The sequence below is a fragment of the Nitrososphaerales archaeon genome, assembly GCA_025058425.1.
In the GTDB taxonomy this organism is placed as follows: domain Archaea; phylum Thermoproteota; class Nitrososphaeria; order Nitrososphaerales; family JANXEG01; genus JANXEG01.
This window is the reverse complement of sequence record JANXEG010000014.1, coordinates 1-26211: the sequence shown is the minus strand read 5'-3', so window position 1 is coordinate 26211 and position 26211 is coordinate 1. Positions and strand designations below refer to the sequence as shown.

At 41.0% G+C, this 26211-nt stretch carries 28 protein-coding genes; 18 read left to right on the top strand and 10 right to left on the bottom strand.

Annotated features, from left to right (window positions below; all coding sequences use genetic code 11):
* The 10 genes from NZ896_02555 to NZ896_02510 all read left to right on the top strand — a co-directional run.
* A partial coding sequence (locus NZ896_02555) for a CdvA-like protein (protein ID MCS7116334.1) occupies nt 1-567 on the top strand: 567 nt, incomplete at its 5' end.
* A 62-nt stretch (nt 568-629) separates the two neighbouring features.
* A complete protein-coding gene (locus tag NZ896_02550) occupies nt 630-1115 on the top strand; it encodes a hypothetical protein (protein ID MCS7116333.1) in 486 nt (161 codons plus the stop codon).
* Entirely contained in the window at nt 1115-1804 is a 690-nt protein-coding gene (locus NZ896_02545) for an ABC transporter ATP-binding protein (GenBank protein MCS7116332.1), read from the top strand. The genes NZ896_02550 and NZ896_02545 overlap by 1 nt, the downstream gene beginning before the upstream one ends.
* Nucleotides 1805-1941: 137 nt before the next feature.
* Complete coding sequence (locus NZ896_02540; GenBank protein ID MCS7116331.1) at nt 1942-3108, top strand: hypothetical protein; 1167 nt, start codon at nt 1942-1944, stop codon at nt 3106-3108.
* 8 nt (nt 3109-3116) lie between these two features.
* The gene (locus NZ896_02535) at nt 3117-4049 is read left to right on the top strand and encodes a Gfo/Idh/MocA family oxidoreductase (GenBank protein ID MCS7116330.1); all 933 of its coding nucleotides are present in this window, start codon (nt 3117-3119) and stop codon (nt 4047-4049) included.
* Nucleotides 4050-4060: 11 nt separating this feature from the next.
* The gene (locus NZ896_02530; protein ID MCS7116329.1) at nt 4061-4342 is read left to right on the top strand and encodes a Trm112 family protein; all 282 of its coding nucleotides are present in this window, start codon (nt 4061-4063) and stop codon (nt 4340-4342) included.
* A gap of 21 nt (nt 4343-4363) precedes the next feature.
* Complete coding sequence (locus tag NZ896_02525; protein ID MCS7116328.1) at nt 4364-4867, top strand: N-acetyltransferase; 504 nt, start codon at nt 4364-4366, stop codon at nt 4865-4867.
* 155 nt (nt 4868-5022) lie between these two features.
* Nucleotides 5023-5589 carry an RNA 2',3'-cyclic phosphodiesterase gene (gene thpR, locus NZ896_02520; protein ID MCS7116327.1) on the top strand — a complete coding sequence of 189 codons (567 nt, stop codon included), beginning with the start codon at nt 5023-5025 and terminating at the stop codon, nt 5587-5589.
* Nucleotides 5590-5591: 2 nt separating this feature from the next.
* Entirely contained in the window at nt 5592-6986 is a 1395-nt protein-coding gene (gene cca, locus NZ896_02515; GenBank protein MCS7116326.1) for a CCA tRNA nucleotidyltransferase, read from the top strand.
* Complete coding sequence (locus tag NZ896_02510) at nt 6958-7728, top strand: protein kinase (GenBank protein MCS7116325.1); 771 nt, start codon at nt 6958-6960, stop codon at nt 7726-7728. The genes cca and NZ896_02510 overlap by 29 nt, the downstream gene beginning before the upstream one ends.
* Before the next feature lie 95 nt (nt 7729-7823).
* Here NZ896_02510 and NZ896_02505 read toward each other — a convergent pair whose 3' ends face one another.
* Both NZ896_02505 and NZ896_02500 read right to left on the bottom strand, forming a co-directional pair.
* Nucleotides 7824-9188 (bottom strand): tRNA(Ile)(2)-agmatinylcytidine synthase, encoded by a 1365-nt coding sequence (locus NZ896_02505; GenBank protein MCS7116324.1) that lies wholly within the window; start codon nt 9186-9188, stop codon nt 7824-7826.
* A 57-nt stretch (nt 9189-9245) separates the two neighbouring features.
* Nucleotides 9246-9482, bottom strand: a complete 237-nt coding sequence (locus tag NZ896_02500) for an Lrp/AsnC ligand binding domain-containing protein (GenBank protein MCS7116323.1) — start codon at nt 9480-9482, stop codon at nt 9246-9248.
* 229 nt (nt 9483-9711) lie between these two features.
* Between NZ896_02500 and NZ896_02495 the strand changes: the two genes are divergently transcribed.
* Together NZ896_02495 and NZ896_02490 are read left to right on the top strand one after the other, a co-directional pair.
* Nucleotides 9712-10944, top strand: a complete 1233-nt coding sequence (locus NZ896_02495) for a trypsin-like peptidase domain-containing protein (protein ID MCS7116322.1) — start codon at nt 9712-9714, stop codon at nt 10942-10944.
* 15 nt (nt 10945-10959) lie between these two features.
* Nucleotides 10960-11925 carry a hypothetical protein gene (locus NZ896_02490; GenBank protein MCS7116321.1) on the top strand — a complete coding sequence of 322 codons (966 nt, stop codon included), beginning with the start codon at nt 10960-10962 and terminating at the stop codon, nt 11923-11925.
* A gap of 140 nt (nt 11926-12065) precedes the next feature.
* Here the strand turns inward: NZ896_02490 and NZ896_02485 are convergent, their stop codons facing one another.
* The 5 genes from NZ896_02485 to NZ896_02465 form a co-directional block, all read right to left on the bottom strand.
* Complete coding sequence (locus NZ896_02485; GenBank protein ID MCS7116320.1) at nt 12066-12764, bottom strand: HAD family hydrolase; 699 nt, start codon at nt 12762-12764, stop codon at nt 12066-12068.
* A gap of 52 nt (nt 12765-12816) precedes the next feature.
* Nucleotides 12817-13353 carry a 2-thiouracil desulfurase family protein gene (locus tag NZ896_02480; GenBank protein MCS7116319.1) on the bottom strand — a complete coding sequence of 179 codons (537 nt, stop codon included), beginning with the start codon at nt 13351-13353 and terminating at the stop codon, nt 12817-12819.
* Nucleotides 13340-14263 carry a hypothetical protein gene (locus NZ896_02475; protein ID MCS7116318.1) on the bottom strand — a complete coding sequence of 308 codons (924 nt, stop codon included), beginning with the start codon at nt 14261-14263 and terminating at the stop codon, nt 13340-13342. The genes NZ896_02480 and NZ896_02475 overlap by 14 nt, the downstream gene beginning before the upstream one ends.
* Nucleotides 14264-14370: 107 nt before the next feature.
* Nucleotides 14371-16059: a type IA DNA topoisomerase gene (locus NZ896_02470; GenBank protein MCS7116317.1), complete on the bottom strand. Its 1689-nt coding sequence runs from the start codon at nt 16057-16059 to the stop codon at nt 14371-14373.
* Nucleotides 16060-16199: 140 nt separating this feature from the next.
* Complete coding sequence (locus tag NZ896_02465; GenBank protein MCS7116316.1) at nt 16200-16676, bottom strand: QueT transporter family protein; 477 nt, start codon at nt 16674-16676, stop codon at nt 16200-16202.
* 221 nt (nt 16677-16897) lie between these two features.
* Between NZ896_02465 and NZ896_02460 the strand changes: the two genes are divergently transcribed.
* The 4 genes from NZ896_02460 (at nt 16898) to NZ896_02445 (ending at nt 21481) form a co-directional block, all read left to right on the top strand.
* Nucleotides 16898-17455: a hypothetical protein gene (locus NZ896_02460; GenBank protein ID MCS7116315.1), complete on the top strand. Its 558-nt coding sequence runs from the start codon at nt 16898-16900 to the stop codon at nt 17453-17455.
* Nucleotides 17456-17586: 131 nt separating this feature from the next.
* The gene (locus tag NZ896_02455) at nt 17587-17808 is read left to right on the top strand and encodes a hypothetical protein (protein MCS7116314.1); all 222 of its coding nucleotides are present in this window, start codon (nt 17587-17589) and stop codon (nt 17806-17808) included.
* Nucleotides 17809-17888: 80 nt separating this feature from the next.
* A complete protein-coding gene (locus tag NZ896_02450; GenBank protein ID MCS7116313.1) occupies nt 17889-20432 on the top strand; it encodes a DNA-directed DNA polymerase I in 2544 nt (847 codons plus the stop codon).
* Nucleotides 20433-20593: 161 nt separating this feature from the next.
* Nucleotides 20594-21481, top strand: a complete 888-nt coding sequence (locus tag NZ896_02445) for a hypothetical protein (GenBank protein ID MCS7116312.1) — start codon at nt 20594-20596, stop codon at nt 21479-21481.
* Between the two features lie 40 nt (nt 21482-21521).
* Here the strand turns inward: NZ896_02445 and NZ896_02440 are convergent, their stop codons facing one another.
* Nucleotides 21522-22478, bottom strand: a complete 957-nt coding sequence (locus tag NZ896_02440) for a serine/threonine protein phosphatase (GenBank protein ID MCS7116311.1) — start codon at nt 22476-22478, stop codon at nt 21522-21524.
* 66 nt (nt 22479-22544) lie between these two features.
* Between NZ896_02440 and speB the strand changes: the two genes are divergently transcribed.
* Nucleotides 22545-23444, top strand: coding sequence for an agmatinase (speB, locus tag NZ896_02435; protein ID MCS7116310.1), 900 nt, complete (start codon nt 22545-22547; stop codon nt 23442-23444).
* Nucleotides 23445-23527: 83 nt separating this feature from the next.
* Here speB and NZ896_02430 read toward each other — a convergent pair whose 3' ends face one another.
* Both NZ896_02430 and NZ896_02425 read right to left on the bottom strand, forming a co-directional pair.
* Nucleotides 23528-25384, bottom strand: coding sequence for a threonine--tRNA ligase (locus tag NZ896_02430; protein MCS7116309.1), 1857 nt, complete (start codon nt 25382-25384; stop codon nt 23528-23530).
* Between the two features lie 80 nt (nt 25385-25464).
* A complete protein-coding gene (locus NZ896_02425; protein ID MCS7116308.1) occupies nt 25465-25677 on the bottom strand; it encodes a hypothetical protein in 213 nt (70 codons plus the stop codon).
* A 79-nt stretch (nt 25678-25756) separates the two neighbouring features.
* Between NZ896_02425 and NZ896_02420 the strand changes: the two genes are divergently transcribed.
* A partial coding sequence (locus NZ896_02420; GenBank protein ID MCS7116307.1) for a CDP-alcohol phosphatidyltransferase family protein occupies nt 25757-26211 on the top strand: 455 nt, incomplete at its 3' end.

Below are 26211 nucleotides of genomic sequence, written 5' to 3'. Positions count from 1 at the left end.
TACGTCGTCGGTATGTACATAGATGCGTTAGGTCAATTAAAAGCGATTGGTATAGATGAAGGGAAGGGGAGCTTCAATGAATATAGTAGTGATCGTATATTAATCGATAATGATTCCCTAGTAATCATTCCAAATTGGAGGATAGATGTGAATAGACTAAAGAAGGAGAAACACCAGACCGAATTGAGGACGAAAGCCCTGGAGGAATTATATAATTCGGGTGAAATCCCTCGCTACGTGTATGAAGATCTCCATAAGCAATTTGATGGAGAGCTTAAGCAACTACAATCTTCTTATGAATCGCTCATGGACTCGTTACGGAAGAGAATCGTGGAGCTCGATCGGCAGAGGGAGAGTCTGGAGAAATTCTTGGGTAGGATCAAGGTTCAAAATAGAACTGGAGAGATCGATGAGAGGACGTACAAGATTATGAGTGATTACATTCTCTCTTTACTCGAAAAGAATTATCTGGAAAGACGAGATATCGAAAATATACTTAATTCGTTTTCACCACCTTTGGAGTCTGAAGAAGTAAAGCCATTGATCGAACAAGAATTACAAACCTAATAGTAGCTAATCGAGAGTCGATACCTTCGGTAGAAGGTTACACAAAGGTAGATAAACAATTGATGGATTCCAAAATGATAATGAAAGGTTTACAGATCGGAAGGTTTCAATCGAGCCTTATAGGATTTAGTACATTGATCGTAGCTGCCAATTCAAGTGGTTTATTGATTACCGCTGAGAGTAATAAATGGTACCTCGCTTTAATAGTAGCATTTGTATCTTTACTGATATTCATAACTCTGATCGTGCGAAATCTAATAAATGAGCATAACCAAGGTGTACAAATATTCAAGATTTTAGGAGCGAAAAGGAGAATTTTAATAGGTTCAATGCTTCTTGAATGGGCGTTGGTAGGAGCGGTAAGTTCACTTATAGGTTCGATGCTCGGTTTATTGATAACAGCATCTTCTTCTCAAACTTTTTTTGAAAGGCTCATCAATATGCCTATAATCGAAGTGACAAAGAGTGTCATCTTCATCTCGAGTTTATGTATGATAGGTATGGCGATTGGTATTGTGGTAGGCGTATACCTGGTTTGGAATCGTTGATGTACAAAAAAGATAAAGATAAACAAACAATAGCGATTCAGATGAAGCATGTACAAAAAGTCTATAATGGATTCACTCGATGTGTAGTATTTCAAAACCTCAATCTTGAGATTAAGAGTGGAGAATTTGTAGCGGCCGTGGGGCCTATCGGTTGTGGAAAGACTACACTTATCAATCTAATTGCAGGTATTGAACGGCCGACTTCGGGCAGTATCTTTCTCGATGGCTTCGATATCACCAAGCTCGATGATGATCAACTCGCAGACCTACGCGCTACAAAGATTGGTATAGTGCATCAGGTTCAAAGGTTATTCCCTGAGCTCACCGTTCTACAAAATATCGAATTTCCTCTACTACTAAAGGGGATTAAGAATGAGCAGCGTAAAGCCCAGGCGATGGATATTCTGAACCGTCTGGGCATAGCGGGGCAGAAGGATAAAAAAGTTTCTACACTGAGCATAGGTGAACGGCAGATGGTCTGTATCGCTAGGGCTATGGTCTTCAACCCTCCCATCATTCTGATGGATGAGCCTACTGAAATGCTAGACCCTGTAGTCCGGGAACTTGTACTTAGCCTCATTCGAGGCGATAATCTGATCAGAGGCAAGACTGTATTGATTACAACTCATGATCGAAAGATCATGGAGATGGCACACCGAGTTATAAGAGTAAAGAAATCTATCCCTTGATCAATTTGTTAAATTGATACTTTTTGAACTTTAAATTAGAGAGGTTAAAGATTTTAAAGATTTTGATACTGTGTCGTGAAGGCATATAAGAAAGCGTTTCGATAATCTTTTTGGCTTTATTTTGAAGGTGTTACGTGGTGGTTTCGGAAACCGTTACTATCTTTGGTTTGAGTAGTGAGGGTTATCAGATCGCTCTAACTTTAGCGAAGAACCTTATACCCGTAGTTATTATAGATGAAAATCTCAAAGTGGGGATGGAGTTAAAGCCCGAAGATGTAGCAAATTACACCTCTATTCAAGCTTTACAAGAGGGCGAACCCCTCTTGAAGGTAAAACCATTCGAAAAGACCTTGAATGAGTCACGATACATATTCTTCATCCCTAGGATTCGAAGTTTCGATGGTGAAGCGAGGGTTGAAATCAGTTCAAAGTTACGTGAATTGGCAAAATACCTTCCTAAAGGATCTGTCGTGATAAATAATCTACCAGTTGGTATAGGTGGAAACCTTGAAAATATTAGATTGATAGAAAGAGTCAGTGGGTTTAAATGGAATGAGGATTTTGATTATGTATATTGTCCCTTCGTTCCATGTACCAAAAACCCCATCACGGTTGGCTCTGATAAGCTGAAGATGGATAAAGAGCTTTTGGAGGTCTTCCAGCTTGCAGGTATTAAGACTCCACCATTATTACCTTTAAGGCTGTCTGAAGCTGCACATGCTAGACAAGTAATATCTTACTTAGCAGATATGGTTGCAAACTTTGAACTTTTAAAGAAGGCAAAAGAGGGTGTGGAACGTTTAGAAAAGATAAAATCTTTTGGTCATCGTGAAGTGTACTTGAATGATTTGATCGAATATACCTTCGATTTGAAGGTCTTTACAAATACCTTTATTTCAGGCGAACCGCTCCTTTACCTTTCTACAGGTATACTAAGGAGTATAAATAGCTACACCAAATACTTAATCGATGAATTAAGAAAATTTATCAAAGCTCGAGAATTAAAGACTAGTAAGATGAAGATTGTGCTACTGTGGTCCTTAGATCAGTTTGAGGCAAGGGGTGACCGCTTGATGACCTTGAAGAGCATGGTAGAAAGGTTTAAGGATTATATCAGCGATACTATCCCAATCAGTAGGAAGGATGAGTGGGCGAATTTGATCCAACCGACCGATAGAACTTATATCATAATTACATGCTCTAAGCAGGATTTCGAAGCAACTTTAAAGATGGTAAAAGATAAGACCTTACCGGGAGGATTTATATTAAAGGCTAATATGCCGATCGAATGGATCACAGGGTGATCGATTTGGTGAAGGTTGGGGTCATCGGTGTTGGAGGTTGGGGCAAGAACCATCTGCGGGTTCTGAAGGATCTGAAGGTATTATCCTCCTTTTGTGATATAGATGCCACGAAGGTCAAGATGTATGAAGAAAAGTATGGGGTGAAGGGTTATACATCTGTTGATGAAATGTTGGAGAAAGAAGATTTGGATGCTGTTACCATCTGTACACCCACCTCTACCCATTATGAAATAGGTATGAAAACTATTAACTCAGGGCTCGATACGTTCATCGAAAAACCATTGACTTATTCATCTCGTGAAGGTGAAGAGCTAGTATCTTTGGCGAAAAAGAAGAATGTAATCCTCACCGTTGGTTACATCGAACGCTTCAATCCCGCTGTAATCGAGTTGAAAAGGATCCTAAAAGGGGATGAAGTTGGCAAACCACTCCTCCTCGAATTTCATCGGGAGAATCGATGGACAGGTCAGGTGCGTGATGTAGGCATAGTTATGGATACATCTGTACATGATATTGATACGGCTCGATGGATCTTTGAAGAGGAGCCGAGAGTGGTCTTTGCGAGAACTGGTAAAGTGATTGGCAATTATGAAGATTTTGCCACGATCATTCTAGGATTCGATGGAGAAAAGACCGCCTTTATAACTTCAAATTGGGTTACTCCAAAAAGAGTGAGGCAGTTGATCACCGTCTGTACAAATGGTATAGTAACGATCGATTTTATTACTCAAGAAATTAGAGTAGATGATAGTAAAGGGACGTTGATACCTCGTAAAGAGTGGCAGGAGCCTTTGATGTTAGAGTTAAAGAGCTTCATAGAGTGTGTAGAGGGGCGAAAAGAACCCCTAATTAAGGGTGAAGATGGTGTGAAGGTCACAAAGATCGCGGAAGCGGCTTTGGTCTCTAGCCAGACCGGTTCGCCCATCTACCTTCAGTTATAGTGGTGCTAGATATGAAGAGAAGATTGCTCGACATACTTGCCTGCCCCATAGATAAGCATTATCCGTTAGAATTGATCGAGTTAAATGTGAATAACGATGTGATCATCGATGGTGTACTCGTCTGTTCGATGTGTGGGAGATACTATCCAATTATAGATGAAATCCCTGTCATGTTACCAGATGATCTAAGGGATAAGAATGAAGATTTAGAGTTTTTAAGGAAGTGGGCTGGAAGACTTCCAGAGAGGATCGTATATCATGGCAAACCTTACCATCTTGAGAGAAAGCAATAAAATTTATGAGGTATCCATTATATGGGCATGGAGAAAGAGGAGAAGGTAATAAACTTCATCGGTAAGAATGTGAAGATGGGGCAAGGTGTTAAGGTATGGCACTTTGCATACGTAGGAGATAATGTAGAATTAGGAAATAATGTACTCATTGGATCTCTAGCACATATAGATCGAGGGGTGAAGATTGGAGATAACACGCGAGTAGAGGGTTCGGTCTACATACCCCCACTTACAGTTATAGGTAAGAACGTCTTCATCGGTCCTGCTGTCGTCTTCACCAATGACCCTTACCCTCCGAGCAAACGCATGGTAGGGATAGTGGTAGAGGATGGTGCAATTATAGGTGCGGGTTCGGTGATTAAAGCTGGTGTAAGGATCGGTAAAGATAGTGTTGTAGCCATGGGTGCCGTCGTGACGAAAGATGTTCCTCCAAACGTGGTCGTAGCCGGTTCGCCTGCAAAACCTATTTACTCGCGCCAGGAGTACGATAAAAAGAGGAGATCATGGGAGAGTGGAGCGATTTAAGATGCTTTAAGATGCTATAAGCCGACATAATGGCTCTTAGATAGTAGATAGATTTATCGATTCAATTTGAAATTCGAGAATTTTGATGAATAGAGATCGATCGTAAAATTGTAAAGGAAGCCTTATCTATACAATCTCCAATAGTATGATAGAGAATGAGGACTTTTCTCGCGATAGATGTGAATAGTAAAGAGGCTATAAAAAGAATTGTAGATCTACAGAAGAAACTTTTGGAGAGTGGTGCCGATTTAAAGTTGGTAGAACCCCAAAATCTACACTTTACGATCAAATTCTTCGGGGAGTTGAACGAAACAGATGTAAACGAGTTGGTGAAGAGAGTCAAAAACCTTCACACGAAACCGATCGATGTAACCTACAAGGGCATAGGTGTATTCCCACATTTAAGGCATATCTCTGTGATTTGGGTGGGTGTTGATAGCGAAGGTGAGAAAAAGTTACGTGAAGTTGCGGAGCGAGTGAACGAATTATTAATCGGATTTAAGTATAAAGATAGAGATGATAAGCCCTTTCAACCTCACATAACCATTTCACGGGTGAAGAGTAATAGGAATAAGGATCGATTGTTGAATGTAATTACAGATTATCGCGATTATATATTCGGTAATGATACACTCAACAGTATTAAGTTAAAGAAGAGCGAATTGACGCCTAAAGGGCCTATATACACCGATCTCTACACCTTTCCATTTGTAGAGGGTTGATTATGGATAGACTTCAAGATGTATTAAGCCAAGCGATTAAGCTCGTAGAACCATCGAGAGAGGAGGAAGAGGTTGTCCATAAAGCTGCGGAGAAGACCTTGAAGCTCATAAAGGATGAAGTTGATAGGTGCAAAGTACAACCTCAAGTAGTACTGGGCGGATCTTACGCAAAGGGTACATGGTTGAAAGGCGAAGCAGATGTAGATATCTTCATGAAATTCCCTCCGGATATGGATAAGGAATCTTTAGAGAAGTGGGCTGTGCACATAGGAAAGAATGCTTTAAAGGGATTCAACCCGACTTTAAGGTATTCAGAACATCCCTACGTAGAGGCTTACGTCGATGGGGTTAGGGTGAATGTGGTTGGGTGTTACGATGTACGTAAAGGTGAATGGAAGAGTGCCGCCGATCGATCACCCTATCATACAATTTTAATCGTAGAGAAATTCGATGAAAATTTAAGGAGAGAGGCAAGATTGTTGAAGAAATTCATGAAGGGTATCGGCATTTATGGTGCTGAATTGGCTATTCAAGGCTTTAGTGGCTACGTATGTGAAGTTCTTATCTTAAAGTACGGTTCATTTCTCTCCACAATTAAAGAGGCATCGGTCTTTAAAGAGCGGCAGATAATCAGCTTGGAGAGTGTGGATGAGGAGTTGACAAGGTTACATAAGAGCCCATTGGTAATCCTCGATCCGGTCGATTACAGGAGGAATTTGGGTGCAGCGATATCTCCCGAGAATGTTGGTAAATTTATAATGGCTTCACGATCCTTTTTAGCCCACCCTGATATACAATACTTTATCGGTATTAAGTCGGTAAAACCTCTGGATGAGTTAAAGGCTTCACCATTGATCGAGAACCTCGTCGCTGTTACATTCAAACATAGAGCAAGGAGCGTAGATATCTTATGGGGCCAATTAAGAAGGAGCATGGTTCATGTGAAGCGCCAGATAGAGGTAAGTGGTTTTAAAGTGTACAGAATGGCATGTTGTAGTGATGATAAAAGGATGAGTGCCTTTCTTTACCTCTTAGAGAATACGACATTGCCTAGTGAGATGGTGAAGGTGGGGCCCAAAGTCTTTATGAATAGGGATGTGGAGAGGTTTTTGACGATGAATCGAGATGCCAAACTTTTGTGGATTGAAAGTGATCTAAGGGTTTATGGCTTGGTGAAGAGAAAGTATCCATCTATAAGGGATTTCCTTAACGATCTGTTAAGTAAGAATATCTCACGTTCGGGTGTGGCACCAGGCTTGGCTTCTGATATCGAACGTAGCTTTAAGATCTATATCGGTAAAGAAATCTTAAAAGTAGCTAGAGAGAAGAGTTGGTTAGTTGAGGGTGTCCATGATATTATCTGCGAAGATGGATTCGGTCTCCGTATCGGTCGATGATCTAATCTATTTACCATACTCACATGTAATCTGTTACCCAAGCCCAGACGAAAGTATAGTGAAAGCTCGAGTAGAGTATTTAAAGATGTTGGGTGTTGAAAGGATCATCTTTGAAGGTAAGACACAGATCGGCAGATTGAATGTACTTGGTAAAGGGTGTGTGGGTATTGTAGTGAAGGGCATATGGTACGGTAAAGATTGTGCTTTAAAGATTAGAAGGGTAGATGCAAATAGGGAGAGTTTAGAGAATGAAGGTAAGATTTTAAAGATGGTGAATTGTGCCAAAATCGGACCTAAATTATATGAATCTTCACAAGACTTTTTGGTTATGGAGTTTATAGATGGTGTAAGAATAATCGAATGGATAAAGAGTTTAAAGGGTAAGGGTTCTGTTGCAAAGTTAAAGGGCGTTCTGAAAGATATTGTGGAGCAATGTTATACTCTAGATAGGTTGAATATCGATCATGGTGAATTGAGCAATTTGGAGAAACATATTCTGATAGACAAGGATCGGAGAGCGGTCATAATAGATTTTGAAACCGCAAGTTTGATGAGAAAGACTTCAAATTTAACTTCGAGTGTACAGTACCTTTACATAGGTGGTCCAGTAGCGAAGAGGATTAGAAGATATATTGGAGTAAAAGATGTGAGTGAAATCATCGATGCATTAAGAGAGTATAAAAGGTTAAAGGATGAAAGGAGTTATAAAAATTTGTTAAGATGTTTAAAGTTAGAGGTGTAAGATCGATTTAAAATCGATCGATGTAAACGATATGAATACTATTTTTAGATAAATCGAGGATCGTTGTGGAATCTTCTTTCGCCCCTACACCTCGCCTATGAGCTCGATCCTCTCCCTACATATTTGATAAATTCATTCATCAAACCGAACCATCCTTCGATCAAAGGATACATCGACCCATTCTTTTCCAATCCATAGCGCTGAAAGGGTTTTGTTAAATGTCTTTGGGAATGGGGTGGAGGAAGGTACAATCCGAGCTTAAGGCTTCTAGGTACTTCAATAGCTACTTTTTGGGCATTCTTATCTTTAAATCCACAGTATAGGCAACTGTAACCTTTCCCCTTACCTTCTGAAGACATCCGTTTACCACATTTATTACAAATAGGGTTTCTATAAACTAAGTCTTTAGCTAATTTTATCACCTTTATATATTCAACATTGATGATGCTAGGGTATTTCATATACTTCCTCCTCACACCACCACCTACTTCGATCAAATCGTTAGGTATCAATGCCGATGCGACCTTCCTCAATCTACCTGATGGTTCATAAACGGCACACCAAGCCTCACCCTTTTCATTTCTAATCTTAAAGTATACGTGGCCGCCTTTGCCGATGATAGGTCTTTGGGAGACATAGCCTACAACATGACCAGAAGTGTAAGGCTTTAAATGGCTCAGATCGAGCTCATAGGCGAGGTGTAGATTCGTACCTTGATTCGTCCGAAAGATCATGAACCTCTCTATGAATTGGGAAACCTTGATCATACTCGCCGCTTTAAGAAGTATTCTAGGATTCTCACCTCTTATGCCAAAGAGGACGGGGTCTGGCCCTCTAGGCGTGATTAAAACCCTCTTTATTTCGAAATCATAGTTGTTAAAGGTTTGAGGAAATGTCTCTCTACTCATAAGTATAACTGAATCGGGATCGATCCCTCTACTCTTACCCCTTTCATCGATGGAACGGTAAGCGAGAAATTCGAAGGTATGATCTCCCTCTAGGGTATTCCCAATGGCTGCTAAAGCCCCAATTATACCTCTACCATTCCCAAATTCTTCATACTGCCCATCATATTCATCGATGATCTGTAATGCCTGTGATTTCTTTACAATCTTATGTAAAGCGAGCTCACCGAACGCCTTTATACGATGAGGTATATTAATGCCTTCTAACATTACTACACCGGGGTTACTATCTGTGATATCCGAGTTCTTCTCAACTATGTCTAAAATTTTATGGAAGGTACTGTGAGGATCGTTTACCATAACTCTTAATGCGACCGCACCATTCCCACGGGTCTTCCATGGTACATTTGGATTTAGTCGGATAAGGTTAGGGTAATCTAAAAAGACCGCTCCACCTTCAAGTAATGATTGCACTATTAAAGAGGCTAGGTAAGTGGTACAAGACCTCCTAGAACTGTCTGTATCATCTATTCCTATATGAATGATGGGCAACATCTATAGGATATTATCTCTTTATTATCATTCGTCTCTAAACTATTTAACTATTCAAAATTAGCAGGATTCTATTACGATCATAGTGAGTGTAGAGCGGACTTTATCGAGCTTTCTAATCTTCCAAGCAACCGTTTCTTTTACCTTTTCCATAGTGTCAGCTTCAACTTTAGCGATGATATCGTAAACACCATATACTGCATGAACCTCTTTTACATTCTGAATCTCTTTTAATTCCTTCACCAATTCTTCTTCAGCGCCTAGGTCAGCATTTATCAGTACGAACGCTGCCGGCAATTATATCACCTTCCTAAAGTACATATATGGATCATTATATTTAATCGTTTAACCCTTAAAATATTCTTCAACACCTTTAAAGATACTCGGAGATTCTGGGATTCTGACTCGATCGAGTCTTTAAGATACACCGATTGAATCCTTTCGAATTTTTCAAATTTTAAACTGAAATCTATTCATTAATGTTTAAATCTTACAGATTTCAAAGTTCATATTAAGTTTGAACCCTTTGATCAAAGACGAATTCAGATCAGATGGTAGTAAGAATAAACTATCAAGTATCTTATGGTTGATCATCATCATTCTAATCATCGGTTCGTTATATACATACTTTGACATTCAAACTCGTTATATGGAACTTCAAAACAATTACAATAACCTCAGATTGCAGAATGAGAAGATCTACTACCAACTTCAACTTATTGAATCTAAGTTGATGAATATTGAGTCACGAATAGTAAGTGCCAATTTAACAATTTCAACTGTACACTCCAACTCGACCGAAGTATTTAAGCGGGCTGGTCCTTCAGTGGTGGCTGTGCTGGTAAGGATTGAGAACATCTTAGGAACTTCTTCTGGCGGGGGTTCGGGCTTTATCTATGATCGAGCAGGCCATATCATAACCAACCATCACGTAATAAAGGGTGCAGATATCATCAGAGTGGCCTTTCCAGACGGTTCATCATACCCAGCCAAGTTGGTAGGTACAGATCCTTACAGCGATTTGGCTGTGATAAAGATAGATGCCCCTCCAGATAAACTCAACCCCCTTCCACTCGGCGACTCTTCTAAGCTCGTCGTAGGGCAGAAGGTCGTAGCTATAGGCAATCCGTTCGGTTTAAGCAATTCCATGACAGAAGGTATCGTAAGCCAATTGGGAAGGATGCTTCAGACGGAGCAGGGTTTTCTCATAGTCGATGTAATTCAGGTGGATGCAGCAATAAACCCTGGAAACTCGGGCGGGCCTCTGATGAATATGAATGGTGAAGTGATCGGTGTGAATACCGCTATCATCTCCCCAACGGGAGCCTTTGCTGGTGTAGGGTTCGCAATACCATCGAATCTGGTAAAGAAGGTCGTACCATCGCTCATAGCAAAGGGGAAGTATGAGCACCCGTGGTTGGGTATTACAGGTATAAATCTTACGCCTGAGATTGCGAATGCTATGAAGCTAAATATATCTAAAGGTTTCTTGGTCAGAGATGTTGTGAAAGGTGGACCAGCCGATAAGGCGGGGATAAAGGGTGGGAATCGTGCAGTACGAATCGAAGGTGTCAATGTGGTAATAGGTGGTGACGTGATCGTGAGTATAGATGGTCTTGAAGTTAGAGGGATCGAGGATATCCTAGTATACCTACAGAGGAATAAGAGGGCTGGTGAGCAGGTAAAGATTACTGTACTCCGTGAAGGCAAGTTGTTAGAGTTTAACGTAATTTTAGGGGAGAGGCCACCACCATCTTAAATGGGATGATAAAATTTGACCAAACCGTCTCGTTATACGAAGGAGATAATCCCCATCGAAGAGAAGGATAGATTATTCTCAAAGTACGCAAGTAGATTTATATTCGAAGAGAAGGCCGATATCTATGGTTGTTGTATCAAGCTGATAACCGATCAAAGGTATGTGAAAGAGCGGTGGGAGGATAACTTCTACCCGATGTCTGCCAATATCCGCTCACACGGGAGGCTCATCGTAACCAATGAAGATGAGATTGGTGAGCCAAGAGTCATCTACGAACCTATTTCGAAGACAGCCTTTGTATTAAATGTAGATTACTACGGTTGGATCAAGTCCATCGCTCTAAGTATAGCGGGAGATATAACAGAAGATGCACACTACATCTATCCCGTACATGGTGCGTGTATCGATTTGGGAGGTTGTGGAATATCTCTAATCGCCCCATCGGGTACGGGCAAGACGACTCATACGTATGGGCTTTTAAGATTGGATGGTGTGAGAGTGGTGGCTGACGATTGGTTCTTCGTAAGGCTTCAAGATAATGATGCAATAGCGTTCAGCTCAGAGAAGAACTTCTATGTCCAGGCTGATATTGCGAATATATGGGGTGAATATCAAAGATTGATCGAGAATGTAGAGTTCGATTCAAGGGGTAGAGCTATCATAAATGTAAAGAGCGTTATAGGGAAGGGAAAGATACTACCATTAACAACTGTAAGAGGTGTGATTATACTGAAGAGAGATGTAAACGATAAGGTACTAATAAAGAGGATCGAATCAGAGGAAGCGGTCGATTATATGGAGAGGACGAACTTTTGCAACCCTCATCTACTGGTGGTGAATGAACGAAAGACCAGATTGAGGAGTAAATTCTTTAAAGACCTGTTCGGAAGAGTACAGGTCTTTATGATAAATGCGGTCCCACCACCTTTGGAGACACATCGAATGATCTGTGAAGCGATCTCAAAGATCACTTCACCGTGATGAAATTTAGCGCCATTATTCAAACTCGAAAAGGATAATTTGGTGTCACTCACGCAGAGAAAAAATTATTTTTTTAAAAAATCCGACACTGAAACTTTACATGAAGCTTTAATCCTAATAATCCTAATAATCCTAATGATTTAAGATTCGTTTAGAGCCTCTAAGCTACCTTCACAAGATTCGTTCAAGTATCGAATGAGCTCCGGTAACGAATGTACCGAATCGATAAAGTAATCGGGGGCTGCCTTTAACAATTCCTCCACACTAAATGGTCCAGTAGGTACCGCTACTGACACTAAACCTGCAGATTTCGCTGCAATTATATCCGCAACACTATCTCCTACGAATAGGGCTTCATTGGGCTCGACATTTAACGATCGTAAGGCCTTCACCATACCTCCTTTATCGGGCTTTAATTCATCAGAGTCGTCTCGAGTCACAATTACATCGAAGGCATCTCTTAATCCCAACTTCTCTAAACTCTTCATCGTACCTATTCGCCCGTTATTCGTCACCAGACCTATCTTCAAATTCATTTCACGAAGTGTTTTTATTAGAATTTCAACCGAAGTGTCACGTGTAACTCTTTCAGCCGCCTCGATCTCCACTTCTTCATAGATTTGATATATCCTCTTCTTTATGGAAGCAAAGGTCGATGGATCTATAATATCCTTTACTTTCTTCAACGTTAAATACACACTGATATTCGGATCGAGCTGCACACCTTTAAGATCGTATTCACTCAAAATTTCTATAGCTTTGAATCTGACCTTCTTGTAATCTAAAAGGAATTTGGTCAGAGTTCCATCTAAATCGAAGAGGACCGCCCTTAATTTCAATACAGAATAGAGCTAATCTAAGCGCACATATAATATTTACGTTTTTATAGAATTAGAGGTTAGCGTCCAGTCGATCACGAATGAACCTCTCTAGATCGAGGATGCTCTTCTCTAAATCTTTAATATCTACTTCAAAGGTAGGTACGATGATACCTCTCTTTTCAAACTCGGATAAGAGTTCTTCAAAGAAGATTCCTAAGCCTTCACGATAACCATTCCCAACAGGGATACATTTTACCGCACAACTGGGTGAGCGAGTGATTCCTATAATTCCTAAGATCTTGAGCTTAGGTTCCTTCCCCATCTTTATCAAGGATTCGATATTCATGCCTACCATCTTCGCAAGTTCTTTCACATGCTCTCTATAATGATCGATAGACTCATACTCATCCTTCGTCATCTGCTCTCTAGGGTTACCAAGGTACGTAAATTCAGGGCAGGGTAGTTGATAGATCCCTATACCCATTTCAGCCAATTTATCAATCACTTCTTTTACCACTCCCCCTTCTACACGCTTACCCTTTCTCCACCAACGTGTCCCTCGGTTGAGAATGCAATGGGCCACAGCTACGAATTTAACCTCTTCCACCAACCTTCTTCACCATCTCTACCCTTTTACAGTAAGCACACACCTCTGCAGAGCTGGGGAAACCGCATTTTATACAACTCCTCAACTCCGGCCGTTCCACCCTATCTTCGATCATGGGTATAAGCTTCTTTAAAAAGAGGGAGAGGGCTTGATACCTAAAGTTTGGATTACCCTCACTCAAAAGATCAAGGATCTTCTTACCCTCTCTCGATTTGGTTCCTATCGAGTGGGGGCAGTTGATCGTTCTAATAGGTATCTCTGTATATAAAGCGTACTGATAATCTTCAAACTCACTCAACTTGATCAATGGTTTGACCTTCTTCGTTTGATAAGGATGTTTCGGTATCAACACTGGCTTGAGCCTCACGAGTTGGACAAAGTCCCCTGAGAAGAATGTGTGAAGTAGTGTGGAGAGCACATCATCAAGGTTATGGCCAGTAGCAAGGACCTTCGCACCGATTTCTAGAGCCATTTTATCCAACAGATGCCTTTTTACAATCCCACAGGGCGAACATACTTCATTTTTATAGATGGTCTTCCGAAAATCATCTATAGTAAATCCTTCATCGATCAATCTAAACACATGAAGGTCTACATCCTCCTCCCTTACAAGTGCCCTTACTTTACTCTCACAATGGTCTGAATAACCTTCGATTCCTAAGTTGATATGAAGCGCAACGATATCAAGGTTAGGAAAGGCCCTTCTCAATGAACGTAGCAATGCACCACTATCCTTACCACCCGATACCGCTACCGCTACCCTTTCATCGAGGTTGAACATGTGATACTTCTCGACAGCCTCCCTCACTCTCCTCTCAAAATAATCTGTAAAGCATTCTGGGCATAGTCTTAACCTTCCATCAGCTACGCTGACCTCTGCATATCGATCTTTACATTTAACACAAAGCACGGGCAAGATCGGTTATCGATAGAAGTATAGGTTTACGCTTCTATTTATGAATAGAGCCTTCAGATGCTCTATAACGAGTATAAAGATTTGGCTATGCGAAATCGTGTCTAAATACCATTACTATCTTCTAAACAAGGAAGGAGGCTCTTCTTAATATCATCCTTCATACTCTCACACCTCAAGTAAAGCTCTTTGTAAATACTGATGGACTTTTCGAGCGCTTCATCGATCCCGATCTCTCCATTCTCAATCCTGCCCATGAGCTCTTCAACGAACCTTCTCGTCTCTGGTGTAACGAGCCTTTTATCGACCTTCTCTAAAACATCTATAAAGCCCATTCCGAGCTTCGTAGGAATGAATACACCACTCTTTAACGCATAACCCCTCTCTACTATCAATTGAGGGAATGTAGCCCTTGTAGCATCGGTACCGATGTGGCTCTTGATCATCGCGGATAGGAGCTCCGGCTCCTTCATTCTACTGGGAGGTCTCGTCTCCCCCTCCCTTAACTTGATTTCGATAACCTTTATACTCGCCCCTTCTTTTAACCTTGGTAATGGATCTTCATCGGGCTTAAAGTAGTGAAAGACCCTGTAGAACCCTTCCTCTAAAAGGTATGACCCTTCTGAGAAGAATTTGATACCTTCTATGACCAACTCAACCTTTTGATTAACCTTCAATGCATCTTTACAGTATGCGTTAGCCACAAACCTTCTCGCTACATACTCCCAGAGCTTCCACTTTAGGGATCGATCCATCGGATATGGCTTTAATGGGTGAATGGGAGGATGTGCCCTATCATCGAGCCTACCATTCAAAGGTTCGAGCTTAACTATCTTATCGGCGACCTCTTTCCCTATCTGTGAGTCTAAAACTGCCCTTAAGCATTTATCAAAATCAAAACCTTTAGGGTATATGTTGGTCTCCGTTCTTGGATATGAAATGTATCCATTCGAGTAGAGCTCTTCAGCCAGATTCAGGACCTTTGATGAGGTTATTCCCGATAATTTTACGAAGTCCCTTAAAAGATCGTCGGTGATCAAAGGGAGTGGCCTCTTCTTAATGCTCTTAAACTCTGAGTATGAAGAGATCAAGGCGTAAGAAGCATCTTTAATACCTTCATAAAGTTTATCCACCTTCTCCCTTTCATAAAATATTTTAGACTTTACCGAGAGGTTACCTTCAAGCACAGCTTCGATGAACCATAACTTTTTAGGTTTGAAGTTCATGATCTCCCTTTCTCTTTCTACGATGAAGTAGAGGGTGGGCGTTTGGCAACTACCCCAAGAGATGAGCTTATTCGTTAAACCTGTCAACAATCGTGTGAAGGCCGAACCGGTGATGAGATCGAAAGTCTGTCTGAAGAGCGCTTTATAAACCCACCTCCATCTTAACCCCTTCTCAAGGTTATTCCACGCCTTGATGATCTCCGATTCATCGACACTGTTGAACCTCATCCTAAAGATGTCTAAATCATTCTTAACATGCTCGCTAACCTTTAGAACTTCGTAACCTATCAATTCTCCCTCTGAATCATTATCGGTAGCGATTACGAGCGCTCCTTTAACTTCATTGAGGGTCTTTTTTAACTCTTCATACTTCTTACCATCCTTTATCACCATGGGGACCCTTCTTAGATTGAATATCTCTTTTGGATCCACCCTGCCCCATTCGAACCCCTTTGGAAGGTCAGAATTCATCAAGTGCCCTCTAAGGGCGATTATGAAAATATTCGAACCGGTCTTCTTAAGTACCCGTCCTATCGCCCTTGCCACGCTCGGCTTTTCCGTTACCACTATATAACTCGGTCGTTTAAAATCTCTATCACCATTATCCAAGATGGTTGAAAAGATTAATAGTAATGTTAAAGAAAAAGCTTTCTTATGATTCTTACAACCATCGAAACTAAAGCAATTTTAAAAACCCATCTATCAAACTAGATCGAAATGAGTCGTGATCTTCCTAATCTCTTACTCAGTGCCTTTAATAAGAGATATCCTCCAACATTCATACTGACGAATGAACCGAGGAATACACCGAACCATCCTACTATAAAGGGCAATGTGAGCAAATATGCGAGGTAAGTACCGACTATGAAGGTTATGGTCAGGTTCTCTACAAGTATAGCGATAATCCACGAACCTCTGAAACGTCTTTTACCAATTATCCAAGCCATATAAGATGCGAGAAAGTTAGCCACACTACCACCTACAACATCGATTATACCGAATGGGCTCGCGAAGTTCGCTATAAACGCACCGATCGTCAATCCTACGATTGCAGGTATACCGAAGATTATGGATAAGGGCATTAAAATATCGGCCACTCTTATCTGAAAGACTTCGAAGCTGATCGGGGCCAATGTGACTACAGCCGCAACATACACACTAGCTAAAAGTGCTGTGAGTGCCAGATCCTTCTTTTCGATTTTATCACCTCCCGACCGGGGTTTATATAGCGGAACGGTGGGAGGACCACCACCCGCTTGACTCCAAATGAAAGATTCACATACTTAAATATTTATTGGTGATTTGAAAAGGTTCGAGATTTTGAAATTGAGAGAAAGCGATTAAAGACTAGAATTTTAGAGTAATACTTTTTTATAACCGATACGAATAATATGCGAGAACGGCGATGAGTAGAGAGCTCGACCCATCTATCAAAAAGCTCTACAAGATTTTTGCTATCATCGCCTTAGTAGTATTGTGTGGCACTAGCATCTACGGAATTGTGGCCACGATAATACAAGGTGTAGATGTTGTGGGTGAGACATTGGTTACAATCGAATTCCCTTACATAACGGTCTTCCCGCTCTTTTACGCCAAACCCGTAACATGGATGGTCGCATCACTCATCGTACTCACATTTACCATGCTCGAGTTGAATAAGCAGAGGATCGCAAAGGTACGAAAGCCCGTAAGGGATTTCCTTCGATTCTTCCTATTCTTCGTAGGATCTATGGCACTTTACGAGGTGATGTTCAATTTCACTCTATGGAGTGGTCTGATATCGGCTGCCGAGATCAGGGGTGAATTGAATCCAGATCTGATCAAGAACCCATTCCCCAATCCCAAGACACCTTGGAATATCGTATTCGCAACAAAGTTCTTCACAGTTATAACGATTCTTTCTTTTTATGGATTTTACTTTCTCCAGAGGTTGGAGAGTGAGGAAGTAAAATCTGGGGTTTAAGGTAGATGAGGAAAGAGACCAATAAGAAGATGGTTGAAAGCGTGCCATAGATTAATAAGTTGATCAAGGTGAAGATCGTAAGGCTGAAATTTAACAAAACAAAGTAAGTCTGATTTAACGAGATTATAAGATTGTATAAAGTAGTCGATAAGATCAGCCCTTTCAAGGGGATTCTTTGGACTTTGAATATTAAGAGAGTTGCGATTATCCAATTTATAACTCCCGGAATGATCAATAATTCACTCCCTTCACCACTTAGGGAAGCGTATATCCAAAGGATACCTACGGTAATGAAAGCCATCGGTAATGCTACATTCGCTTTGATACGCCAATTAAAGACCAATGCGCCATAAAGTATGTAGCAATCACCATTTAACCTTTTGCAAAGTTATTAATATCATCTTCTTCTTATTTTTAATGGTGGAGTAACCGAGTGAGCGAATTGACCGAACCTTACTACGGGAAGATGAAGGAGTTATTAAAACATACTAGCGATCTACCACCATCTCTATTGGTCTCAGCTACTTATGATGGAGAATCTAAAGTTGCAGTACTAAAGTTCTACAATCCTGAATCGAAAACCATTCGACTCTGGTATGATAATACAGGCCATAAGCCTTACTGCTACTCCAAACTCCCTAAAGAGGAACTCGAATATTTGAAGGATCGTGCAGATATTGTAAATTTAGAGATAGAGGAGAAGATCGATCTACTGAACGATAGTAAGATAAAGGTTACAAAGATTATAGCGACGGATCCTTTAGCTATAGGAGGCTCTCCATCGGAGAAGAGTATAAGAAATGTAATCGAGGCTTGGGAGGCTGATATCAAGTATTATGAAAACTTCTTATATGATAAAAATTTACTCGTAGGTGCTTACTATGAGATAAAGGATTCGAGGATCGTTCCGGTAGATTATGAAATTCCAAAGGTCGTTTATGAGAGTTTAAAAAGAACTTTGGATGAATCACACCCAGATTTTAAGGAGCATATATTGAGCTGGGCAAAGCTCCTTAATCAGCCGTTACCGAGTCTACACCGGGTAGCGTTAGATATAGAAGTATTCACCGAAGAGAATAGAATCCCCGATGCCGATGAAGCCCGGCACGAGGTTGTGGCAGCGTCCTTTGTAGGTAGTGATGGTCTGAATGAAGTCTTTATCTTAAAGCGTGATGTGGAGCTGGGTGTAAATACACTTCCGGAGAATGTAAAGATCAGATTCTTCGATAGCGAAAGGGAGATGATCTCAAGGATCTTCGAATATATTATCAATTATCCATTCCTTATAACATTCAATGGTGACGATTTCGACCTCAAATACTTGTACCATAGGGCATTAAAGCTTGGCTTTACGAAGGAGCAGATACCGATCGCCCTCGGTAAGGATGTTGCTTACATAAAGCACGGTGTCCATATAGACTTATACAAATTCTTCATGAATAAATCGATACAAGTGTACGCATTCGGTAACAAGTATGTCGATCATACCCTTAACGGTATAAGTGAGGCATTGATCGGGCAGAAGAAGTTAGAGTTTGAAGGGGCGTTAGCTACACTACCATTGTACGATCTGGCCAAGTACTGTCATAATGATGCGTATATCACCTATACACTTACCAGCTTCAATGATGACTTGTTGATGAAATTACTTCTTGTAATAGCAAGGGTTGCAAGGATGCCGATGGACGATGCTGCGAGGGTGGGTGTTTCAAACTGGATTCGGAGTCTATTTTATTTCGAATTGAGGAGGATGAATGCGTTGATACCGAGAAAAGATGAGTTAGAAAGGAGGAGTGGAGGAGTTTCTGAATCGATCACGAAGGGGAAGAAGTATAAAGGTGGTTTAGTGGTAGTACCGAAGGCCGGTGTGCACTTTAATGTTGCAGTCTTAGACTTCGCTTCACTATACCCTAGCATCATCAAGGTCTATAATCTATCCTTCGAAACCGTTCGTTGCATACATGAGGAATGTAAGATCAATCTGGTCCCCGATACCGAGCATTGGGTATGTAAAAAGCGGAGAGGCTTGGCATCTCTCATCATAGGCTCACTTAGAGACCTTAGAGTAAAGTATTATAAGCCATTATCGAAGAACCCCTCACTTACGATCGAAGAAAAGACACTTTACAACGTAGTTTCACAGGCGTTAAAGGTGATCTTGAATGCATCTTACGGTGTGATGGGTGCTGAGATCTTTCCATTGTACTATCTACCGGTTGCAGATGCTACAGCAGCTATAGGTAGGTACATAATATCCAAAACTATTGAAAAGTGTAAGGAGCTCGGTATCGAGGTCATCTACGGTGATACAGATAGTCTATTCTTGAAGAGCCCTACACAGTATCAGATAGAAGTCATCTCGAATTGGGCAGATCGAGAGCTGGGTATCGAATTGGACTTGGATAAGAATTATAGATACGTAGCTTTTAGCCAAAGAAAGAAGAATTACTTGGGTGTTCTACCCGATGGTAGTGTGGATGTTAAAGGATTGACCGGGAAGAAGAGCCACATCCCTACATTCATCAAAGATGCCTTTTATAATTCAGTGAATACTTTAAGTAAGGTGAGGTCTCCAGACGAGTTTGAAAGGGCGCGTGAAGAGATAAAAAGGGATCTTAGGGAACGATACCTCGCATTGAAGAATAGAAAAGTACCGTTGGAGGATCTAGCCTTTAATGTAATGGCCAGTAAACCTCCCGACAAGTACGTAAAGACTACGCCTCAACATGTAAGGGCAGCAAGGCTATTGATAAGTCGAGGTAAAGAGGTGAAGGCTGGTGATATAATCTCATTTGTAAAGACCATAACCCCTCCAGGTGTGAAGCCCGTCGAGTTGGCTAGGATAGAGGAGGTAGATGTAGCTAAATATCTAGAGTATCTGCGTGGAACATTCGAACAGTTGTTGGATGCTCTAGGTTACGAATTCGATGAAATTCTCGGTGCTACAAAACTTGAAGACTTCTTCTGGACCAGTTAATCTTGAAAAAATCATCCACACCTGTTACGTATGATGCCTTATCGTCTTATCGTAATAATATAAAAGCCCACATCGATTCTAATGGCGTGATTACATCATCTCTATTATAACGCCTCTCTAAAAATTTTAAAAAAGTTACTCTTAAAGAAAATTGAGCGATTTTGGGCTGGGATGAAGTGTTAAGTAAGATTTTAAGAGAGCCTACAAAGATCGATAAAAGCAATGAAGAAAGACCTTCAGATGCGGAGAGATTTAAATCCTTAAATGTATCTAAAATAGACTTTGGCTTAGAGATCGCGACCGATGAATTTGTTGAATATCATCCAGCAAAATCTCGAGCTCGAATCACATACAACGTAGAAAGGATTGTGTACTATGCTGATGAGAGTCTAATGAGGGTTCGGTCGAGTTTAGAACTCCCTCCACCAACCGAGGAACTTATTGAATCATTCAGATGGGCTTTCTCCCATTTTGTTAGAAGGCATGGAATCTTCCACTATCTAGTACAAAGGGGGAGTAAGATACTGATGGAGGATAATTATTGGGATTACCGTAATAAAGTGTATGAGGTAAGGAGATGTGTGGGGAATCTGGAGGAGGCCTTGGCCGAGGCTTACGCTATTACTCGCTGTCAAGAAGATCTACAGAATCTGCCAAAGTATGATAAGATACCCTATGAGCCCAAAGAGCTCGCTTCGATCAATAAGCTAATTCTGGAAAGGATCTTCATCAATAAATCTCGCCCCCCTGGTTACAGAGATGCTGAATACTTTCTGAATGAATTTAAACTCCTTTACGACCATCCTTTAAATATTCAAGTATTAAGCGCACTTGCGAATGAGGAGTTATGGGATATTCTAAAAGGGATAGGTTGGTTATTCCATGAAATAACTGTAAGAGAAGCTAAAGACTTCACAGACCCACAGAATCCTCCTGCAAGACCGTATTCGAGAAAAGAGTTTATAACTTTCCTTGAAAACTTCAGAAAAGAGGAGGACACATTCTGGTTATTCATCCTACCACTACCGATGGAAGAGGTATCGAATTAAGTGAACATAGGCTTTGTGATGAAGTAATCGAATAGATGATCTATTCGATCAAAACTACATAATCTTGAATTTCACCTTTTATGCTTCCAGCGGGTAAATCAAGGTACGCTACCTTAGAGTTATAGTACGGTTCGCCCTTTCTAGAGAAGATTGTGAGGACCTTACCACCATGGTTTAACATAAAGCCTTCACACGGTCTATGGCCACTTACGATGAACGATAAACGATTATTCTTAAGGAAAGATTCTGTAACCTTTTTACCGAAATGGAAGCCTGCTCCTCTAAAGGATGGTTCCCATTCATCGATATGCTCAACAGGATCGTTCCATAGAAGCTCCTCCATGAGGCTGAGATTTTCTGAAGCCTTTGAAATTTCAATGAGGCTAGGCGCTTTTATGGGAATACCACCATGCACATAAAAGACCCCCCTCAGATCTACACCACTCGCTGGCAAGTATTGGAAAAAATCCATGAGTGCATTATAAACTTCCCTGCCCCTTATACCGTACCTTAACCTTGCTTGATAAGGTAAATCATGGGGATGGGGTATAAGATTAGGTGGAGGTTCGTGATTCCCTCTTAATAGTATGACTCTATCTGGATATAGGGATTTAAGGCTGATAAGTAAGTAAAGGACTTCTAACGAATATTGGCCTCGGTCGATGTAATCTCCAAGGAATAGGATTAGGCCCGCCTTCGATCTTAATATTTCATCCAGATTCGAACCTTCTAAAATTCTAACGAGAGTATCAAGGTCACCATGAATATCACCTAGTACTATCAACCTATCATCACTTTGAATATATACCAATGCACCCTCAACAACGTGTGTTGAGAACTTCTTGATAGATCCCTTGATGCTATCTAAAAGGTTCAACATATCTTCATAATTATGCTCTAAAGCTCTATTCTTGAACTCGTTTAACAAACTGCCCACACCTTTAAAGGGCGTATCGCTAGGATTTAAGCCGAACTCAACGAATCTTGAGTCGTTCAAAATTTAAATGAACTATCCTAAATTATAAATGCTTCGTAACTATAAATATGGTGGTGCGTTAGGAAGATGACGTATAGAGAATTTTTCATGGCGAATGATCCTTTGATAACGATGGTGAGAGAAGGTGTACCATCGATAGCTAAAGTCTTTGGAGTTCCCTTCGATGCCACTTCAACGTATAGGCCTGGTTCAAGGTTTGGTGCCAATGCGATTCGAGAGGCATTCATGAATATCGAGATTTACTCTACCAAGCTGGGTATCGATTTAGAAGAGCTCACAATCGAAGATCTGGGCAATCTTCGTTATACTACCTCTGTAGAGAAGATGGTGTATTCGGTAGAGAAGGTCGTATCTGAGCTGGTCTCTGAGAAGGTAACATTTGCAATGCTCGGTGGTGAGCATACGGCTACATTCGGTGCATACTCTGCACTACCGAACGATTGTGCATTGGTGATATTCGATGCACATCTGGACCTTAGGGATAGTTATGCCGATCTCAGGTTGAGCCATGCAACCTTCCTTCGCCGTTTACTCGAAAATAGGGGTGCACAGAATGCAATCATCGTTGGGGCTAGGGCTGCATCGGGTGAGGAATGGAGGATTGCTGATAAAATCGGCCTAACCATCGTATCCACGAATTCTCTATACACGTTAAAAAATCATCAAAAGTTACTTGAAGATTTCTTATCCGAGTTTAGTAAAGTCTATGTTAGTATCGATCTCGATGTACTCGACCCTGCCTATGCACCCGCTGTTAGCAACCCCGAGCCCATGGGGATTTCGACATTTCAACTTTTAGAACTTTTATACACTTTAGAGGGGAAAGAGATCGTGGGCTTCGATATTATGGAGCTTTCACCCCCTTATGACAACGGTTCGACCGCCTGTGTAGCAGCAAAGTTACTAGCGGAGCTTATATGCCTATCATATTTGTACAAGGCAAAGCAAAGATCACATATAAAATAAAATAAGATTAACTGAACATAAAAACACAATTAAAATTGAAAACTTGATTGTATCTCAAGATGTGGTTACGAATTTAATGACGATCAGCTACTGATGAATAAAGGCTTTTTAGAGATCAATTTTGGTACATCGATGAATGGCTTCCCTTTTACCTGTTCACGAACTTCACTTATGAGTTCATCGATCGTTAATGCCCTTATACTTCTGCTAACTCTATCTCTTACTGGGAGTTTTATCGCATTGAGCTCTTTCTCTCCAATAACGATTGTGTACCTTATCCATTCACGCTCCGCATCTCGGATCCTCTTCTCTACAGTCTCCTCTCGATCATCTATCGTGACACGTATTTGAGCAGCTTTGATCCTCTCTGCCAATTCTTCCACTTTACTCATATATTTATTGGATACAGGTATGAGGCGAACCTGAGTTGGCGAGAGCCATAGAGGTAGAGTCGGTACTTTACCTTCCTGCTTCATGCGGTAAGCCTTCTCCAAGAGTGCATACATGCACCGTTCGATGGCACCACTGGGCGAATTATGAAGAATTATTGGATACTTCTTCTCACCCTTCTCATCCACATACGTGATGCCATACCGCTTAGCATTCTCGACATCGATCTGATCGGTAGATAGGGCCGATGCTTTACCGAGATTATCTACAAAGTTAAACTCCCACTTCATGACGAAGTAGAAGAACCTTTGATTCCACATTTCAACCAAGGCTGGCCTTCCGTAAAGTTGAATCAATCGAGTGATAAACTCCTTATTCTCATCGTAGAAGTCCTTCGTAAATCGAATGGCGAGCTCATAATCCTCTCTATCTAAACCAATACCTTGAAGGATATCCATGGAAAGTTTAAAGCGATTGATGAGCTCCTCCTTCGCCTGATCAAGATCGGCACAAAATGCGTGACAATCGGGCATCGTAAAGGCCCTAAGCCTTCTTAAACCTACAAGCTCTCCACTCTTCTCTCTTCTGAAGCTATACCTTGTAAGCTCATAGATCCTTAGGGGCAGCTGCTTGTAAGAGAATGTGGCATCTTTTACCATGAGGAATTGACCGAAGCAGGCACTGAATCTGAGGAATAGATTTTTATCTTCAGACCTTATTACGTACTGTCGGGCCGGGAATCTGTTGAGGTAATCGGCTAAACTTGGATGGGCCATATCATACATAATGGGCGTCTCTACTTCGAAGGCCCCGTATTCACGGACCATCTGTGTAACGTACTGCTCGATCAAGGACTTCATCAACCTTCCCTTCGGATAAAATCTTAAATTTCCGGGATCTGAACCTGGTTCGTAATCCGCCAACTCAAGCCTTTTCATTAGAGTTACATGTGGTGGTATCTGTCTAACGGCCCTCACCTTCTCCATCTCATATTTAGCGAATTGCTCTAATCTAGCATACTTGCTAAAGTCAAAATCTTTGATCGGGATTAACTCTCCATCAGGTTTTATAATGTACCATTCTGAAACGAGCTCTTCTTCAAGCCTTAGGGCTTGAGGGACCTCTTCTTCAACAGTTTTACCCGTCGTTATCACCTTTAATTGTTCAGCCAAAGGATGGCCTTTTACTTTGATATTGAAGGCTTTCGTCCAACCGAATGGTGCTCTGTAAACCTCTAAACCCAGACCTTTTGCATAATTCTCCATAACCTTCACGATATTTAATGCAGTGTTAAGTGGTGCAAGTTTATCGCTAAGGTGAGAGTATGGATAGATTAAGAGCTTATTTACTCCAAGCCGATCCATCGAGGCTTTGACTTCGTCGATAGCTTTACGAGCTATGGATTCATCATCCCCCTCCTCTACACTGGCAAATATGACGACGACTTCGTCTAAACGAAGTTTCTTCACATCGAGTTCTTCAGCTACGGGAACTTCTTTCTCGATAGCTTCATATTCGATAAAATCTGTGTGTAACTGTAATAGTCTCATTCTACTTCTTCACATCAAATATCTAGGTTAAAAGGTTTTATGAAGATCGATTATGAGTATGAATGATAATATATGGAGCATCAAAATTCATACCTGATCCTCTCTAACTCTCTACTCTTCTTCACACTCTTCTTCCATAACTTATAATGCGTACTGCAAAGATAGGCCCTTCTTCCTCCTTCGTTCGATACTTTAAGCCCGCCCTTCGATAATTCTTCTCGACTGAGAGATCTGATGGCTAACTCATCACAACCATCGATTGAGCACTTTACACCCTTTTTAACCTTGCCCAACGAAGCTCACAGATATGAACACGTCGATTATATATAACCTACTTTCTTTTTTATTTCGTTGATAAACCGCATAAGAAAGGTGGTCGAACCAATTATAGACCATTTGGGCTCATTCGCTATTAAAACGGGATTGCCACCTATAGCGTGGACGATCCTTGGGGTTATATTTGCCCTTATCTCCGGTCTGGCATACTCTAAAGTATTGTTTAGCGATGGGGTCCTTGGAGGAGCCCTCCTTCTGATATCGGGTTTGATGGATATACTGGATGGTTCTGTAGCACGTTTGACCAAAACCGTATCGCCACAGGGCGCTTTCCTCGACTCGATCTGTGATCGATTATCGGAGATCTTCGTCTTTACAGGTATATTGATAGGTGGTAATGAGCCTTTAATTACGCTCCTTGCACTTTCATTCTCCATAATGGTAAGTTATACGAGGGCGCGTGCTGAAGGTTTGGGTGTAGATTTGGCTGGAGTGGGTATAGGGGAGAGGGCTGAAAGAATCATAGCCCTTGCTATTTTAAGTATAATTGG